This is a genomic window from Odoribacter sp. N15.MGS-14, from assembly GCF_000980245.1.
In the GTDB taxonomy this organism is placed as follows: domain Bacteria; phylum Bacteroidota; class Bacteroidia; order Bacteroidales; family Marinifilaceae; genus Odoribacter; species Odoribacter splanchnicus.
The window spans coordinates 124,883-142,824 of record NZ_LARE01000011.1 but is presented as its reverse complement, the minus strand read 5'-3'; the positions used below and the strand labels follow the sequence as shown (position 1 = coordinate 142,824).

At 44.2% G+C, this 17,942-nt stretch carries 14 protein-coding genes and 1 pseudogene; 9 read left to right on the top strand and 6 right to left on the bottom strand.

All coding sequences use genetic code 11. The features are described 5' to 3' along the window. Positions 1-43: 43 nt before the first annotated feature. The 3 genes and pseudogenes from WS34_RS04275 to WS34_RS15405 form a co-directional block, all read right to left on the bottom strand. On the bottom strand, positions 44-436 hold the full coding sequence (locus tag WS34_RS04275) for a YbaN family protein (protein WP_013612822.1): 393 nt from the start codon (positions 434-436) through the stop codon (positions 44-46). 12 nt (positions 437-448) lie between these two features. Then, the gene (locus tag WS34_RS04270) at positions 449-1,390 is read right to left on the bottom strand and encodes a tRNA-dihydrouridine synthase family protein (protein WP_046403326.1); all 942 of its coding nucleotides are present in this window, start codon (positions 1,388-1,390) and stop codon (positions 449-451) included. A 101-nt stretch (positions 1,391-1,491) separates the two neighbouring features. Continuing rightward, a pseudogene (locus WS34_RS15405) lies at positions 1,492-2,044 on the bottom strand (transposase family protein). A 306-nt stretch (positions 2,045-2,350) separates the two neighbouring features. On the opposite strand from WS34_RS15405, the gene WS34_RS04260 reads away from it, so the two are divergent. From WS34_RS04260 to WS34_RS04220, 9 genes are all read left to right on the top strand, one after another. After that, the gene (locus WS34_RS04260; RefSeq protein WP_013612825.1) at positions 2,351-2,770 is read left to right on the top strand and encodes a MarR family winged helix-turn-helix transcriptional regulator; all 420 of its coding nucleotides are present in this window, start codon (positions 2,351-2,353) and stop codon (positions 2,768-2,770) included. Positions 2,771-2,800: 30 nt separating this feature from the next. Further along, positions 2,801-3,784, top strand: coding sequence for an ornithine cyclodeaminase family protein (locus tag WS34_RS04255; RefSeq protein ID WP_286693622.1), 984 nt, complete (start codon positions 2,801-2,803; stop codon positions 3,782-3,784). A gap of 216 nt (positions 3,785-4,000) precedes the next feature. Beyond that, positions 4,001-7,207, top strand: a complete 3,207-nt coding sequence (locus tag WS34_RS04250; protein ID WP_286693621.1) for a SusC/RagA family TonB-linked outer membrane protein — start codon at positions 4,001-4,003, stop codon at positions 7,205-7,207. An 11-nt stretch (positions 7,208-7,218) separates the two neighbouring features. Next, positions 7,219-8,733: a RagB/SusD family nutrient uptake outer membrane protein gene (locus WS34_RS04245; protein WP_046403323.1), complete on the top strand. Its 1,515-nt coding sequence runs from the start codon at positions 7,219-7,221 to the stop codon at positions 8,731-8,733. A gap of 13 nt (positions 8,734-8,746) precedes the next feature. Then, entirely contained in the window at positions 8,747-9,505 is a 759-nt protein-coding gene (locus WS34_RS04240) for a DUF4843 domain-containing protein (RefSeq protein ID WP_013612829.1), read from the top strand. A 24-nt stretch (positions 9,506-9,529) separates the two neighbouring features. Next, complete coding sequence (locus WS34_RS04235; protein WP_022160807.1) at positions 9,530-11,125, top strand: PKD-like family lipoprotein; 1,596 nt, start codon at positions 9,530-9,532, stop codon at positions 11,123-11,125. Between the two features lie 12 nt (positions 11,126-11,137). After that, positions 11,138-12,142, top strand: a complete 1,005-nt coding sequence (locus WS34_RS04230; RefSeq protein WP_013612831.1) for a hypothetical protein — start codon at positions 11,138-11,140, stop codon at positions 12,140-12,142. Positions 12,143-12,724: 582 nt separating this feature from the next. Beyond that, positions 12,725-13,894: a DUF4934 domain-containing protein gene (locus WS34_RS04225; protein WP_046403321.1), complete on the top strand. Its 1,170-nt coding sequence runs from the start codon at positions 12,725-12,727 to the stop codon at positions 13,892-13,894. A gap of 108 nt (positions 13,895-14,002) precedes the next feature. Continuing rightward, complete coding sequence (locus WS34_RS04220) at positions 14,003-14,506, top strand: TlpA family protein disulfide reductase (protein WP_228026239.1); 504 nt, start codon at positions 14,003-14,005, stop codon at positions 14,504-14,506. Between the two features lie 2 nt (positions 14,507-14,508). Here WS34_RS04220 and WS34_RS04215 read toward each other — a convergent pair whose 3' ends face one another. Genes WS34_RS04215 through WS34_RS04205 form a run of 3 tightly spaced genes read right to left on the bottom strand, consistent with a single transcriptional unit; the run spans position 14,509 to position 17,916 of the window. After that, positions 14,509-15,318 carry a DNA/RNA non-specific endonuclease gene (locus tag WS34_RS04215; protein ID WP_046403319.1) on the bottom strand — a complete coding sequence of 270 codons (810 nt, stop codon included), beginning with the start codon at positions 15,316-15,318 and terminating at the stop codon, positions 14,509-14,511. Positions 15,319-15,321: 3 nt separating this feature from the next. Then, on the bottom strand, positions 15,322-16,938 hold the full coding sequence (locus WS34_RS04210) for a S41 family peptidase (RefSeq protein ID WP_046403317.1): 1,617 nt from the start codon (positions 16,936-16,938) through the stop codon (positions 15,322-15,324). Positions 16,939-16,941: 3 nt separating this feature from the next. Continuing rightward, complete coding sequence (locus WS34_RS04205) at positions 16,942-17,916, bottom strand: polyprenyl synthetase family protein (protein WP_046403367.1); 975 nt, start codon at positions 17,914-17,916, stop codon at positions 16,942-16,944. Positions 17,917-17,942 lie beyond the last annotated feature (26 nt).

The window sequence follows — 17,942 nt, the reverse complement described above, 5'->3', positions numbered from 1 at the left end:
AGAAAAAATAAACTTATGGCCGGGCGGCGGCGACTGTACGATCCTACCGGGCCTCTTCAGATCCCGGATTTTGCCGCTTAGCAGTCGGGACGATCAATAATATACTTCCTGTACCGATAGCTCCCAATATCAACAAAAGAACACGTATTTTGAAATCTTCAAGGATAAGAAAAGCAGAAATACTGATCATGATCCACATACAGGCAATCGAAATGAATTTACCGGTTAAACTCATCCCTTGCCGGGATTCGTAACGGCGGATATATTTTCCAAGGGGGGAACGATGTAAACGATCATGCAATCGCTTCGAACTTTTATAAAATAACCAGGAACTCAATAAAATAAAAGGGGTAGTGGGTAATCCAGGCACGAATATTCCGATTATTCCCAAGATTACAGAAAGGACACCTATGGTAATGAACAAAAATTTTTTCATCGAATTTTCCTGTTAAGAAGTAAATATTGCTTTTACACTTTCGGTATACTGCTGTAAGCGGGTAGACTTTTTAATCCGTTTCAATAACTTCCGGTCAGTTTCAGGCAAAAAATATTCCCACAAGGTCTTCATCTTCACCAGCAATTGAGTTTCTCCTTGAAGTACCTGGGAATAGGCTGAAAAAAGCTCTTCATGGAAGGCAAAATATATTGACATACGTTGTTCGGGCAAAAAAGTTTCATTTCCTTTAAATTCCTTAGCCAACAAAGGCGAAGACAACAATCCACGACCGATAAAAACGCCCTTCAGCAGAGGAAACCGAGTCAGAATTTGTCGGATATCCGACAAAGATTCAATATCACCATTGTAGTAAAGCGGATGCTGGCAAAGCTCATAGAAACCCTGAAATGCTTCTAAATCCGGATGGCCTTTATATTGTTGTTTGCCGGTTCGGGCATGAAGAGCGATGCGGCTAAGGCGAAGAGCATTCAACAATTCAACCAACACCATGCATTCGCTCGCATTTTCCCAACCCAACCGCATTTTCAACGAAAACTGAATTTCCGGATACTCTGCAATGGGAGCCAGTACCTCCGCTACCTGTGCGGGATAAAGTAACATTCCAGCCCCTTTATGCTTACCGGCAATCATCGGGAAAGGACAACCCAGATTAATATCGATCTGCCTGTATCCCTTCCCTCCCACTGCATCGGTCAACAAACGAAATTCATCGGCACTACCGGGAAGAATCTGAGGAATCAAGTCAGCAACCGTATTCGTTTCAGGTTCTATATCCCGGAGATCACGCTTGCGAAGAGCCCCTTTTTCTACCCGGATAAAAGGGGTATAGTACACCTCCACCCCACCGAAATAGTGAGCGAAAGCATTTCTATAAATCCGGTCTGTATAACCCTGTAGAGGAGAAAAATGAATAGAATACCTATCGGAATCCATAAAATCAATTTCGTTTGCAACAAAGGTAATATCCAAACACCGAAAAAATAACAGTAAACCACTAAAAGTCCTGTTTTATTTATAGAAATGATTTAAACCTCTTATTTTCGTGAAATTTTCTTTAGCAGCAGGATAGCGAAAGCCAGATAATTCCAAGATGTCCGGCTGGAAACAGTAGTGTCAAACCGGTTTAGAACCGTTCTGAAGCTATCCACCCAGGCGTCGGTCCGCTCTATGTAATACCTTTCGGCATACAGTTCGTCGTCCACCAGAATATCATCGGCGTTGTCCCTTCGTTTATTGGCACGGATGTTCGTGATGACTTCCTTCTTTCTCAATACGTTGCGCAGGACATGTCCAATTCAGTACGGTAGTTGTCAAGTAGCTGAATCCATACGGATTTCCATTTGCCGCCCTTGCTCCATTCCCTGTAATGATGGTAACAGTCCCGTATGTCAGTACCTTGACGCTAAACAAGGCCTCTACCGGAAAAAGCGACCATTGGCAGCCTGTCTTGAGTTTGTACAAAATGGCGTTTGCCACCTCAATAAGGCAACTTTGAGTGACATAACCATGTTTTGCTGTGGAAAGCCAGAGCAATATTTGGTCACCTATAATATAAAGAACATTTCTATTTGTACGCTGTATTTTAATATCTTAATGCATTTTTAAGAAACTAACATAAGTTCAAATCACTTCAATAAATGAACAATAGATAATCAATAAGTAAATGTTTGAAAAGTGTAAGGAAAAACTTTTCAAATTACTGGCATTCATCCATCTTTTGCGGAATCAGGCGGTGACGTTTGGAAAACGGAAAGAACAGGTTGTCTGTATGAATTTTAAAATTTTAATGTTAAAAAATAATTTGAATATGGGATATTGCATGTATTATACATATATTTGTGGGCATATAAAATATGATATATACATGTATATTACAAAATAATTAAAAATTGTATGCAAAATCAAATTGATACTTTAAGGCAATTAAACTACGAATTGATTAAAAACCTGGGGTTGTTCAGGCAGCGGGCAGGGCTTTCCTTCGGACAACGTCACACACTATACCATATCAATGCCCATCAAGGACTGTCTATTCAGGAACTGGCAGAGCTTTTACAGGTGGATCACTCCACGATGAGCCGGAATGTCAAAAAGCTGATGCAGGCGGATTTGGTGGAAACATTTCAGGACGATGCCGACAAAAGGCGTAAGATGATTGCCTTGTCTGCAGTAGGCCGGCAAGTGTTGGACGAAGCGACGGAATCCATCAACCTCACCATTTCCAATGCTCTGCAATCACTTGATGAAGATGAAATAGAGAATGTCATTACAAATCTCAGAAAATACAGCAAAGCCCTGGAAGGGGTTCGTTGACAATGTTTTAAATTCGAAAACAGACAAAATATGGAAAAAGGAACATTGGTGCTGACACGGAGTGATATTCAGAATGCCCTTTCTTTGGCAGAATACTTACCTGTCATTGAAGAGGCACATGCGTTGCATGCACAAGGGAAGGTGTATGCGCCGGATTTACTACATGCGGATGTCAGGAACGGAGAATTTCATTTGAAGACAGGCGGAATATGTTATGGGAATGAAGAATATTATGGGGTAAAGATAAACGGAGGCTTTCCTAGAAATATGGAAAATTACGGTTTGCCCAACATTTTGGGGATTATCTATATATGCGATGCCCGGAACGGAAGTCCTATAGCCATCATGGATTCTGTAACTATCAGCAAATGGCGGACCGGGGCGGCGACAGCCGTGGCAGCCAAATACCTTGCTCCTGAAGGGAGGGTTCAATTAGGCGTATTCGGTTATGGCACACAAGCGGAAATCCAGGCGAAGGCCTTGTCATTGGTGAGACCCATTGAGATAATCCGGGTAAGCGGAAGAAACATGAGAAAAGCAGAATCGTTTTCAGTCAGGCTGCAAAAAGAACTCGGCATACCGGTAATTTGCTGTTCCGGGGAAGAGGCAGCCCGGTGCAGCAACCTTATCGCGACGGCCACTCCGGCACACAAGTATTATATCCGCAAAGAATGGATACAGCCGGGATGTTTCATTGCCGCAATCGGAGCGGACAGTCCCGGCAAGCAGGAACTGGATCCGCAATTGGTCGCTTCTTCCGTCGTTGTCACCGACATTAGGGTGCAGGCATGCCGGGTGGGGGAATCACAACACGCCATATCCCAGGGGCTGATGGGTAAGGAGTCCATCTATGCAGAATTGGGGGAAATCGTCACAGGCCGGAAAATATGCCCCGCCTCTCCCGAATCAATCATTATCTATGATTCTACAGGCACAGCACTCCAGGACATCAGCGTCGGAGTGGCAATCGTTAAAAAATTGAAGTCAAAGCACTGTAACAGAATCTGTTTTTAGAAAAAAAACGCTTGTTTTTTCTGGACAATAATTCCAATTTTCCGTGTCCTGAACAACACTTTTTCCGATACTTTTCTGTTTCTGTTATCTATTAATTTTTAATTGTTTATATGATTTGTGATTTTTAGGTTTCAACAATTGATTCCGTTCGTTTTCAAGGTCTGCCGTATCCAGAAAAAACGAGCGTTTTAAATTGTCGTTAAACCTTAAAAACTCATGAAAAAGAAACAACTTTACGGACGGGGAGTCCCTATGCTCTGCATAGCCTGCCAACTCACAGTGGCTCCTCTGTTTTTTTCAAGTCGTGTGCAGGCAGTCCCGGTCGCTCCGACCCTCCTGACGACCGCACAAACACAAGAGATGAGGACAATCAAAGGGATTGTCAGAGATGTCAACAACCAGCCATTGCCCGGAGCGACCATCCGGATTAAGGGTACCTCTACAGGCGTGGTGTCGGATGTGGACGGGAATTATACCATTACCGTACCCGATGACCCGAATACTACCCTGCTCGTGTCGTTTGTCGGCATGAAACCCCAGGAGCAGAAAATTGGCAAATCGACGGCACTGAATTTCATCCTCGAAGAGGATGCCACCGTCTTGGATCAGGTGGTGGTGAACGGAGTATTTGAACGTAAGGCTAACACTTTCACCGGTTCGGTGAGGACTATCGGGAAAGATGACCTAAAGCGCGTGGGGAACTCTAATGTGTTGCAGTCGTTGAAGAACCTGGATCCTTCCATCATGTTTTTCGACAACATGTCTTTAGGTTCGGATCCGAACGCTATGCCTGAAATGGTGTTACGCGGCAAGTCCTCCATTAATATGGAAGATGTGGATCTGAAGGCGACCTACCAGAACGACCCGAATGCGCCTTTGTTCGTGCTGGACGGTTTCGAGACCTCCCTCCAGAAAATCATGGACCTTGATATGGATAGGGTGGAAAGTTTGACCATTCTGAAAGATGCCTCGGCAAAGGCCATTTATGGTTCGAAAGCAGCCAATGGTGTGATTGTCATTGAATTGAAGAAGAATCCGTCCGGAGACTTGCGCGTCACTTACAATGGAAGCATGGAAATCGAGGCTCCGGACCTCAGTTCGTACGATTTGTGCAATGCTGCGGAAAAACTGGAGGTGGAACAGGCTTTCGGGATGTTCAACGATCCGGGAGCCGATTTCGAATCACAGCGCATGATGATTAAAATGTATAACCAACGCCAGTCGGCCGTCAAATCGGGAATCAACACGGATTGGATATCCAAGCCGTTGCGGTTGGGTGTGGGCAACAAGCATAGCCTTTCTGTGGAATTGGGCGACAAGGCATTACAGGCCATCGTCGATTTGTCTTACCAGAACATCAAGGGGGTTATGAAAGGTTCGGATCGTACAAACATCTCCGGAGCAATCTCCCTGTTGTACAGGCATCAGAATTTTCTGTTCAGAAACCAGTTGACTATCACTTCCAACGAAGCGCACGACTCCAAGTACGGGACTTTCGATGAATACACCAAACTCAACCCTTATTACACACCCTACGATCAATACGGTCATTTGACCGACAACATCGTCCCTTCTTTGGATCCGGGAAACAGTGTCACGGTGAATGCATGGTATGAGGATATTGAATTTGAGGCGAATCCCCTGTACAATGCACAGTTGAACACACTCTTACAGGACAAATACGTCGACATCACCAATAATTTCGAACTACAATGGTTTGTCATGACCGGCCTGAAGGCTACAGCCCGTTTCGGACTTACAGAACAACGCAGCAGGAGCGACGAGTTTTATCCGTCGGATCATCTGAAATTTGCCTCCTACAGTACCGACCGTCTGACGGAAAAGGGGAGCTACGACCTGGAAAACGGCGAACAACATTCCTTGAGCGGTAAATTCGACGTACAATATAACAAGAATTTCCTGAGTGTGCATGACATTTTTGTCAATGCAGGTTTTGATCTGTCGCGCAAACAGTCTTCCACCAATCTGCAACAGGCAGAAGGCTTTCCGAGCGACAAGATGACCGACATTATCTTTGCCCGGCAATATCTGAAAGATGCCAAGCCCAAAGGGACGGAGGAGACTGTAAAGGATTTCGGTTATTATCTGTCGGCAAACTATTCCTATGACAATCGTCTGAACTTCGACGCCACTTTCCGTCAGAGCGCATCCAGCATGTACGGAGCCAACAGTCGTTGGGGGAAATTCTGGAGTGTGGGAGGAAGCTGGAACATACACAACGAGAGCTGGATGGAAGGTTCCAACATCACCCAACTGCGTCTGAGGGCGACGACAGGCTCGACCGGTTCCCAAAGCTCGGCAGCTTATAACGCATTGGCCTCATACGAATATTTCCTTGACAAGACATACGGAGGCCAGTTGGGAGCGCAATTGCTGAACATGCGCAACGAGGATTTGAAGTGGCAGGAGAAAGTGGAGCAAAACTATGGTTTTGACTTCAATTATAAAAACCGTTATTCGTTTACTTTCGAATACTACCATTCCATTACAAACAATGCGGTGAACCCTCTGAGCCTGGCTCCGTCTACCGGTTTCACCACCGTTCAGGAAAACGTCGGAAAAGTATTGAACCGGGGGTTCGACCTACGTGCCGGAGCGACCGTATGGCAACAGCCGGCAGACCGTTCCTATCTGTCGTTCTCCCTTATGATATCGCGCAACAAAAACATCCTGAAGGAAATATCCGAAGCCATGCGTTCCTATAACGAACAGCAGGAGGAACTGGCCACTGAAGGTAATGTACCTGTCCAGAAATATTACGACGGTGTTTCCATGGATGCCATCTGGGCGATGCCTTCCTTAGGGATAGACCCGGCCAATGGCCGCGAAATCTATATCGCGAAAGACGAGAACGGCAATCCTTACCGGACCTATACTTACGATGCGGCCCAGCAGGTCATCTGCGGTGATGAACTACCCAAATTCCAGGGGAATGCCGGTGTCAATTTCGAGTACAAAGGATTCGGCATCAATGCTGTACTGACTTATCAGTACGGGGCCAAAATGTATAACCAGACATTGGTTGACAAAGTGGAAAACGCCGACATGAAATATAACGTGGACCGACGCATCTATACCGACCGTTGGCGCAAACCGGGAGATATCGCCTTGTACAAAGCAATCAGCGAAGAAGTGTATGTGTCCGAAAAGCAGCAGTTCGCTTCAGAGAAGACATATCCTACCTCCCGTTTTGTGCAGAAACGGAACGAATTGAAGATATCCTCCCTGCAACTGTCATACGACTTCTTCCGTCATGACTTTGTGAAGAAAATCGGTCTTGAAAGGATTCTGCTGCGGTTCAATGCAAACGACCTTTTCACCTTTTCAAGCATCGACATTGAGTGGGGAACCTCCTATCCTTTCGCCAGAACGTTCAATTTCTCCTTAAATGTGACCTTATAACACCGAGAACCATGAAAAAGAATATCATATATAGTTTGTCATTGTTCCTGCTCCTTTCCCTGTCGGCCTGCAACCAATGGCTGGAAGTGGAGCCTAAAACGGAAATCAAGAGTGACAAGATGTTTGAGAATGAAACCGGCTTCAGAGATGCCCTGATCGGATGCTACATGATGATGGCGGATTCCACCCTTTACGGGCGGGAATCCACTGTCTGCTTTTTTGATGTGCTGGCACAGCAGTATGACATGGCCACGAACAATCCTTACAACAATCTCAAGCAGTACCGTTATGAAAGCTATACCGGGACCATCGACGGTATCTGGCAAAAAACCTACCGCATCATCGCCAACCTGAACGCGCTGCTCGAAGTGAGCGACGAAAAAAAGGCCATCCTGCATCCCACCACTTACGGCATCATCAAAGGAGAAGCCATCGGTCTGCGGGCTTTCCTGCACTTTGAACTGCTGCGCATATTCGGCTGGGGAAATCTGGAGAACCAGCCTTCCAACCTGGACAAGCTTTCCATCCCTTACGTGACGGAGTATAGCAAGGTGCTCACCAAACAATCTACCGTAAAAGAAGTACTGGGATACATTCACCGGGATCTTGCGGAAGCGGATTCACTGCTGAACTACTGGGATTCTTACGGAACTGCAATCAAAGGAGATGACTATGAGATGGATGAGAACGATCTCTTTTTCAAGGAACGGAAGAGCCGTTTCAATTACTATGCGGTCAAAGCAACGGAAGCGCGTGTGTGTATGTGGGAGGGGAAATACAAGGAGGCTCTGGAGGCCATTGAGGAACTGTTCATGAAGAAGCAGGTTATCCCTTGGGTGGATCCTGAATCAAGTGTGCATGTGGAAGAAAAAATGAGGGATTTGTCGTTTACCGCCGAGCACATCTTTTATCTGGAAGTGAACCAGTTATATAAGACACTCCGTCCTTATGTAGAGCAGTACAAGATAAACGCGGACTTTTCCAGCACTGACAATGAAAAGGTGTTCTATACTACCAAGACCAAGGGGGAAAGCCTTTATGAAATCGCCGATGAGACAGGCGTGTCGGATATCCGGTATATGCGGTGGTTTAACAAGACGGAAGCAAAAGCCTGGACTTTTCTGAAATTCTACGAACCGGCAGATTCAGAATCCAGGGCAAAAAACAAGATGCCCTTGATGCGCAAACCGGAGATGTACTATTATGCGGCGGAGTGCTATAACAACCTGAACAATCCCCAAAAGGCAGTCGACGCACTGAACGCCGTGCGGGTGGCCAGAGGCATCCTATATGAGAAAAACCTGCCCGCCTCCTTAAGCAAAGAGGAAATCAGCCGGGAAATACAGAAAGAATGGCAAAAGGAGTTTGCAGGAGAAGGGCAATTGTTCTTCTATTACAAACGATTGGGGCTGAACATTCCCAATGCCTCCTTAGGTGCCGGCGATGCCTTGTTTGTTCTACCCCTGCCCGAAACGGAGGTTGAAATAGGAGGACGTGAAGATTATGGCAATAGTATCAATAAATAACACAAGAACGGTTATGAGAAACTTTATTTTTCAGTTAATCATCATAGCTTCCGCCCTGTTTGCAGGGGTCTCCTGCTCCAAGGAGAAGGTGACGCTGTATACGGAAGCTCCGGGAATCTACTTCAACGGATTCTCCACCACTTATAATTTTACGGAACATCCTGAAAATGTGGAAATCGGATGTGACACTGTCAATATCCCTTTCCTCATTACCGGGAGTGCGATGGATAAAGAGCGTGTGATTAAGGTGAGGCTGTCACCGGAGGATACGATTACAGCCGAGGAGAGTATGTATGAACTCCTGTCGGGGAGTGTCCCCGCAGGAAGTTATCAGGGGCAGTTGCAGGTGAAAATAAACTACAGTCCGTTGCTGGACGATTCCGTCTATGTGACCAGACTGCGGGTGGTGGCCACGGAAGATTTTCCTGTCACGGATTTGAACGGGAGGGTTTTCAGCCTGTATATCACCAATAAAATCGGACGACCGGCCAATTGGAGTCAATTAAATAACTATTTTGGGGAGTATTCCGACTCATGGTACCGTTTCATTTTAGATGCAACCGGGCTTCCCTCCCTCCCCTATTGGTCTCCCAGAGGCAGTGCGGATCCGAACAATCCCGATCCGGAACGCTGGACCATGACCGGTACAGAGGTAAAAGCCTACGCCGCTTTGGTGAAAGAAAAACTGACCGAATACAACAATGAGCATCCCGGCAACCCGTTGAAGCATGAAGACGGAGAATATAAGGGACAGCCGGTCACCATGCCTTAAATCATCACCTAAAAACTCAAAGTCATGAAGATAAAAACATTACTTGTAGCCCTATTGGGAAGCCTGTTCCTGGCTTCCTGTTTCGAGGACGACTCTTCCTTGAACTATAAACTGATGAACCCGATTGTCATCGACCTGGGTGATGAACCGACCACCTATAAAGTTTTCGCATTCGACACCTTGGAGATAAAGCCGATTACTTACAAAGAAGGCGTGCCGGACGCAGATCTCTCATTCAAATGGACCCTGGAAGGCAATACCATTATTCCTAAAGTCATCGATTCCACCATGACCCTGAAATACATGGTCGATGTCAGTGCGCAAAACAATGCCTACAAACTGGTGTATGAAGTGAGGGACAATACCACGGACATCATCCAGGAACAAGTGTTCGATGTGACGGTGATGAGTCCGTTCGGGAGCGGTCTGATCGTGTGTGACACAAAAGACGAGATGACTTCCGATGTGTCGCTGATCATGGCATACAATTTCACCGATAGCTATCACAAAGAACAGGATACGGTGATGCGGAATCTGTTTTCGAGTGTCAATGGTCGGAAAATCAATGGAGTTGCGACAGCCGTCCGTTCTACCACTTATCAGGTCAACCGTTCGCTGACCATCGGGACCGACCACACTTTGGACCGGGTGGACCCTTTCAATTATTCCTATATCGACGGCAACGGCGACATGTTTGTCATCGATCCCGGCCAGTACAATGTGACTACCATTGGCTATGATCCGCAAATAGGGGCAGAACTTCTTGCCATTACCGGCAAAATCTATCCGAGGAGCATGCAACAAGACAACAAGGTGTATTCCTATTATCTTCAGACCAGCGATATGTCCGACTATTACATGGGCATTTTCTACCGTCCGGCCTGGGAAAATGGAATCGGGTTTGACGAGAAAAACGGACGCTTGTTGGAATTTGACAGCGACGACCAGTTGAAAGTGTTCAACAGTGCCAAGCTTCCCGCCGACGCCCCTTTCGATCAAAACAAACTGCAGGGCTTTACCTGCCTGGCCATGTTTTCCGGTGACGACAGCCAGATGCACATCATCCTGAAAGAAAAAGACCCGAAAACAGGGAAGGCCAAGACCAACGGGAAAATCTATTCGTATATAACTTTACGGACTTATGACCCTGAGACTGATAATGGGAAACCATTGAAAATTATCGACCTGAACAGTTTTCCCGAGATTCAGGACGCACGCTTTTTTGAGGGGACGGAAACCCAGAATGTCATTTATTATGCCACTTCCACCAAAATCTATTCCATCAACCTGGCTATCGCCAATCCTCTTGTGACCCTTGAATATACGGCGCCCGAAGGAGAGGAAATCACTTCCATGATGGCATGGAAAGAATATCAGGGAAAAGTGGACTACACCAATCCCAATCCGAACGCGGATGCCGACGATAAGGTGATAGAGGTAAGCAACAACAACCGTATGATTGTATTGTCGACCTACAATCCCTCAAGCCGGGAAGGGTTCGTCAGGACTGTCGCCATCGCCACCCTGGGTACGGGCACTTTGGAGAAGAACCGGGAACTGCACGGCGAGTTCGGAGGATTCGGCCGCATTACAGCCACCAATATACAGAAAGCGTTCTAAAAACACAGAATCATGAGACATACACTATATTTATCAATTCTCGTATTGTCGTTAGTGACGGCATGTACTAAAGAAGCCGATATGAACATAGCAAAAGAGTCGGAACATACTGTCAAGAAGAATCTGTTCCGGGTAACCAGGATAGAAGGACACAATGACCATTGGGGTGATTACATTTGGATTATAAATTACAACAAGGAGCAGATAGAGAGTGCTTTCCACATTGATACAGAGGGGGACACCATTGGCAACTTCGGGATATCCAACAACTCGGATATCAATTATGAAATCGAAGTCAATGATTGGATTCCCAAGATTGACAGCGATTCCATCAGTCGTTTGGACCAATTTCTGAAAAATAAGTACGGGGCAGGGAATTACAGTCTGAAAGACAGCATCCCGCTCGTTGGGAGGGTTTTGTATAGCCAGAAGGTCGATCTGTATGAGGACGGACGGATCAAACGGCAAAGCGTCGTGCATTACACCCCGAGGGAAGATGTGGGTACAGGCGAGGACTTTGACAACTCCTATCTGAAAACTTACAGGACAATCAATACTTATGAATACAATGAAAACAGCAATATCTGCATCAACCGGATTTATCATGATGTTTACGACCCGGAAGACATCCATCAGGAAACTTACGAACGCACCTTGCATAAATACGAAACATTGTATGAAGGCGACAGAATCACTTCCATCCTTTATATGACAGCCCCTGCCGGAGAGAACTGGATTGAACAGGACCGTTATTCCTTCACCTATTCCGGTAATCTGTTGCAATCCGTCAAAAGCAACGGCAGAACCCTTGAATTCACGTACAACGGAACGGTTCCTGCCACCGTCACTGACGGGGAAACACAATATACCTACAAATTCGACGGAAATGGAAATGTGACGGAAATAAACGACGGACAAGGAAATTTCATGAAAATAACCTATGAGTCCGGGCACGGAAATTTCAGTGTCTTCACCCCTGTTATTGACCAAATGTTAGGGAAACCTTTCATCAAGTAAAAAACAGAAAAAGGGATTGCCGGAACATGTTTTGGCAATCCCTATAAATACACTATTTGTTTAACCTAGCAAAATTAATGATTATGAAAACAAATTTGCGAAAAATGATTCTATGGACAATTGCTTTGCTCGCAATCAGTATTATGACGACAAGTTCTGTAAACCCCGGTTATAATGAATTTGGTAATGACATTAATGAATGTTTGGAAGATCCTTGTCCAGAAGGCTATACATGTATGAATTTGCCAGGAAGTTTTTTGTGAGAAGCTCCAGATGGTGAAATTATCGAAGGAGATGGAGATTCTAGTAGTAAAGGTTATAAAGTGCATGATGGTGATTGTAGTTTCAGCGCATCTATAGATGCAGATGGTTATGTGACTATTTTTGGGATTAGAAAATTTGTAGGTCTCAATGCAAAGGGAGTATATAAAAAAACATTTTATGGAGTCAGAAGAGATTGTGAATTGAATGGCACTTTTTTATGTAAACCTCACACTTGTGCAAAATTTTGGTTAGATATGAAATAATAATTTGTGAAGTCGGGAGATTCCCGACTTCAATTATGGTCAAAATGCTATGATTATGTCTAATATAAAATATTGCATTAGGATAGGAATTTTGTTTTTAGCCGGTATTATCGTTTTCGGTTGTAATGAAGACAGACAGAATGAAAAGGATTCCGATATATTTCAAATCAATATTCCTCTGACATCCGGGGATAAACCCTTATTTGCCGATTCGCTGTTTTGTGGGAAAGAAATAGTGCCCCTGGAAACAACTCCGGAATGCCTGATTTCCCAAATTGACAAACTGGAAATTGCGGATGATAAACTGTATCTGTTGGATGACGAACAGGATTTTATATTCATTTTCAGTAGACAAGGAAAATTTATAAACAAAATCGACGATATTGGCAGAGGACCGGAGGAATATTACGAACTGTCTGATTTTCATATTGACGACAGCCTGATATACGTGACAGTAGGGAGCGGAAGAAACAAGGTCATATGCTATGACCTGAACGGTGTTTACCAAAAGTCATTTGCAACAGGATATCCTGCTCAAAGAATTACAACCGATTCGAATTATATCTACGTCTATTATAATTTTTGGAACCGGAACCGATATAATGTGGGGGTATATGACAAAAAAGAAAACAGATTGGTCAAATGTTATAAACAGTTCCCTAAACAACAAGAAGGGGTCGGTAACAATACACGTTGTTGGACAAGTTGTAATAACAAAGTGTATGCATCATTTCGATACGAATATAACATCTATGAATTAACTCCTGACACTTGCCGTATCATTGCAAGCATTGATTATGGGAAAAAATACATGTTTCCCAAAGAATGGCACACCTATTCCTACCAGCAAACCAATAATTATAGGGAAAATACAGGAGGGGTTTTGCATTCTCCTGTTGTGTATGGCTGCTCTTCTCTTTTTATCACCCCAAAGAGGACTGTCTTCAGTTTCGTGCACAATCATCATATCAATTTGTGTATCATTGATAATGAGACAAAGGATTTCCGATTCGGCGTGCCATGGCCTAATAAATATTACTGGAATATTTTTGGAAGTTCGCCTGTTTATATGACTGACGAGTATATGGTAAATTTTACAGAAGCATCATCTATTGTTTCCTACCGGGAACAAAAAGGAAAAATACCTGATTTGGCTCAAGAGTGGGCTCTAAATATTAAGGAGGACGATAACCCTTGTCTTTATTTTTATAAATTGAAGAATTGAGTATGAAAAATACCGAAAAAATAACAGTAAACCGCTAAAAGTCCTGTTTTATTTATAGCTTTGCCTGGTAATCATACCTTTAAAATTCATTTTATGAAATATTTTTTCATGCTATTTGTTTGCCTGACGTTAAGTCATTTCGGTTATACCCAAAATGACGATCGGGGTTATATCGTAAAAGTGGGTGATAAAGCACCCGACATTACTATCACTTATACGGACGGAACCCGGAAAAAGCTATCCGATTTCCGCGGTAAAATCGTCATGTTACAATTTACAGCCAGTTGGTGCGGAGTATGCCGTAAAGAAATGCCTTTCATCGAAAAAGACATTTGGCTGAAACACAAAAATAATCCTCATTTTGCCCTGATCGGTATCGATCTGAAAGAAAACCGGGAACAGACAATACAGTTTGGCAAGGATTTAAAAATCACTTATCCATTGACCTTAGACCCCGAAGGTAAAGCCTTTTACTCCTTTGCTGCCCAGGGAGCCGGAGTCACCCGAAATATCATTATCGATAAACAAGGCAAGATAGTCTTCATGACCCGTCTCTACGATCCGGAAGAATTCGGGAAAATGTGCGAGGTCATCGACCGATTGCTGGATTAACCTTATCTCCAACTGTCATAATTGACCGCCGCTTCAAGGCGATTTTCAAGTGTATCGGATAATTGTGGGAAAAAATCGATGTTTGTGAGCCGTTCTACGGAATCCACAGTCACTGCATAATCCCGCAATTGCCTTTTTTCTTGGGTATTGGGAAGAACAAAAGCAATCATTTGCCGGGCCCCGGGAGCATAAACTACTTTGTAGAAAAAACCGGGAACGGTAACTCCAGTCCGACCGATTTTTCCTTTATTGTCTTTAAAAACAGGACCGGTGACAATATAAATCCGTTCTTTCTCTCCCCAATCCCGAACTTGCTTTTCCAGGCTTTTCCATATTCCCCGGTTAAAAACCGGCAATTGAGGAGAAATATTCGACATCAAAAAGGTTTCCTCCATCGCCTCAGCAGAATGAGTCATATCGGCAGCGGGGCATAAATGTCCGCGATCGTATCCACTTTTAGTGTAATCGGAAGGCTTCGCAGATCCGGAAGGTACTTTTTTATCTTCCCTAAACCGGTCTGTACGCTCGGCCACCCTTTCTTTTCCTTCCGATCCCAAGATATAATACACCCAGTTGGCTTGTTTATGCCGGCTATTGAAACTAAGCGTATAATAAGTATGACGAACAATTTCTCCCTCATCCGAAGGAAGCAATTCCGTATATTCAAACAACCTCTTTGCTTCATGCAAAGAGGCTGCTCCAATTTCTTTATCCGAAGTCCGGGAGACATAAAACCCCCAAACAATTCCCAAGCCTAACAAGCCACCAATAAGCCTTGTCCAACGCCGGGAATACCTTTTTTTTCCTGTCATTTACTAATCAGCTTGTACCCCTGTACCTTGTGCTTCAATCGCTTTCTTTATAGTTACATCATTCTGATAGAGAATCGGATAGAAACCATCGTCGTCCAATACATGCCGCCCGATAAAGGCTTTGATTAAAGAATTGAGAACATCATAAGAATCCCGGATTCCTTTTTCATCCCGTTTCAGTCCTTTAGCCGCTGCATAATCCGCCATCTCATTCACCAGATCGAAACGATCCAAATACTTCAATAATTGTTTATAATCCTTGATATTTTTAGTTTCCTGACGATGCCGGTCCATAAAATCAAAAGTGAAATCATACAAATACTGATTTTTCCGGTTTACCTCCACCAAATAACGGGAGAAACCGACCGTATCTCCGGGTACGAACAAATCGGGCATGATTCCGCCGCCACCGTATACCGTACGTCCGCCAACCGTCTGGTATTTAAGTTTTTCATCAAAATGTATACTATCTTTCTGAGAAAATTCCCCATGCAACAGGCGTTGATAAATATCGGTATAATATTTTTCTTTTCCTTCGTCATAAGGTTTTTGAATGGAACGGCCGGAAGGCACATAATAACGGGCCACCGTCAATCGTAAAGCCGAATTATCCGGCAACAGCCTTTGTTCCTGCACCAACCCTTTACCGAAAGAACGGCGTCCGACGATATTTCCCCGGTCATTGTCCTGTATCGCTCCGGCAAAAATCTCGCTGGCCGAAGCACTCGCCTCGTCGATCAAGACCGTCAAAGGCAATTGTTGATATTTCCCCTTGCCATTGGAATTATAATCCATCCGGGGAGAAGCTTTTCCCTGCGTATATAAAATCAATTTTCCTTCAGGCAAAAATTCATTGATCATACGGATTGCAATCGGAAGAATCCCTCCTTCATTCTCGCGCAGATCGACGATCAACCGCTTCATTCCCAATCCTTCAAGCTTAGCCAGAGAAGCCATAAATTCATCATAAGTATTCATCCCGAAGGTTTTCACCTTGATAAACCCGGTCGTATCGTCGAACATATAAGCCACATCCACACTTTTGATAGGAATACTTCCCCGGGTGATATTTTTGATCAACGGCTGTTTTTCTCCACGGCGGACAATCGTAAGCTGTACGTCGGTACCGATTTCTCCCCGCATCAGAGACATGATTTTATCCGTATTCATATTCCGGCCAGCGACGATAGAATCGTTGACTTTCACAATCCGGTCACCATCCTGCAACCCGGCAGCTTCTGAAGGTCCACCGGGAACTACTTTGACGACAGTCACCGTATCCAGATATTTATAAAACTGGACCCCGACTCCACCGAAATTTCCCACCATCTCTTCGTTCACCCGCTGCATATCTTTAGCCGGAATATAAACCGTATGCGGATCGAGATCATTCAATATCTGAGGGATAGCATCCTCCTCGATTTTATGTATATCCACCGAATCCACATAGGAATAATTGATCATATTCAGAATATAATCCAATTTACTACCTATCATCCGCTGACTCATATTTACAGGCACTTCTTTACGATCCAACAGCGAATTGATCCCCATCCCTAAAACAATGGCCAGTGCAATAACCACCGGCAAGACAATTGCTTTTAATTTATTGTTGTACATATATTATTTCTTACGTTTTCCGATAAAATCAATCATCTCATAAAACCGGACTTTCCTTTCTTCAGGAACTTCTATTTTATCCAAAGCAATCCGGCTTTTTTCAAGATAATCGTCCACTTTAGCCCTCAAAGCCTCTTTTACTCCCGAACGATTGTATATTTCTGTCACTTCCTTGATCTTTTCCTGAGGATTGAATTTTTCTTTCACGATCCACTCTTTCAATAAAGCCTTATCTTCTTCAGAAGCTAACTCAAAAGCTTTGATCAGCAGATAAGTCTTTTTATTACAGAGGATATCCCCACCGATTTTCTTCCCGAACTCTTCCACGTCTCCGTAGACATCGAGATAATCGTCTTGCAGCTGAAATACCAACCCCAGGTATCCACCGAAATCATAGAGCTCTTTGTATTCATGTTCAGGAGCACCGGCAATCAAAGCACCGTGACGCATACTTCCGGCAATCAATACAGAAGTCTTCAGGTAGATCATCTGGATATATTCTTCTTCCGTTACATCGTCCCGGGTTTCGAATTCCATATCATATTGCTGTCCTTTGCAAACATCCATCGCCACCTGGTTAAAACCATCGATTACCCGGCGTAAATAAGGATCCTCACAAGTCTCAATATACTTGTAAGCCGTGATGGCCGCAGCATCACCACTCAAAATAGCCACATTACTATTCCATTTTTTATGGACAGTCTGACGTCCCCGGCGTAATTCGGCATCGTCCATGACATCGTCGTGCAACAAGGTGTAATTATGGAAAATCTCAATCCCGATAGCAGATTTTAAAGCCTTCCCGATATCGTCCCGGTACAGGTTATACGCCATCAGAGTCAGTACAGGCCGAAGTCGCTTTCCCCCGTCTTCCATAATATATTTGATCGGTTCGAACAAAGAATAAGGTTCTTCTACATATTCTTGCTTATCTAATTCAGCCTTAATAATTTCCCGAAGTTGTTCAATCGTATACATCATCTCCTTTCAATTTAGAAAGCTGC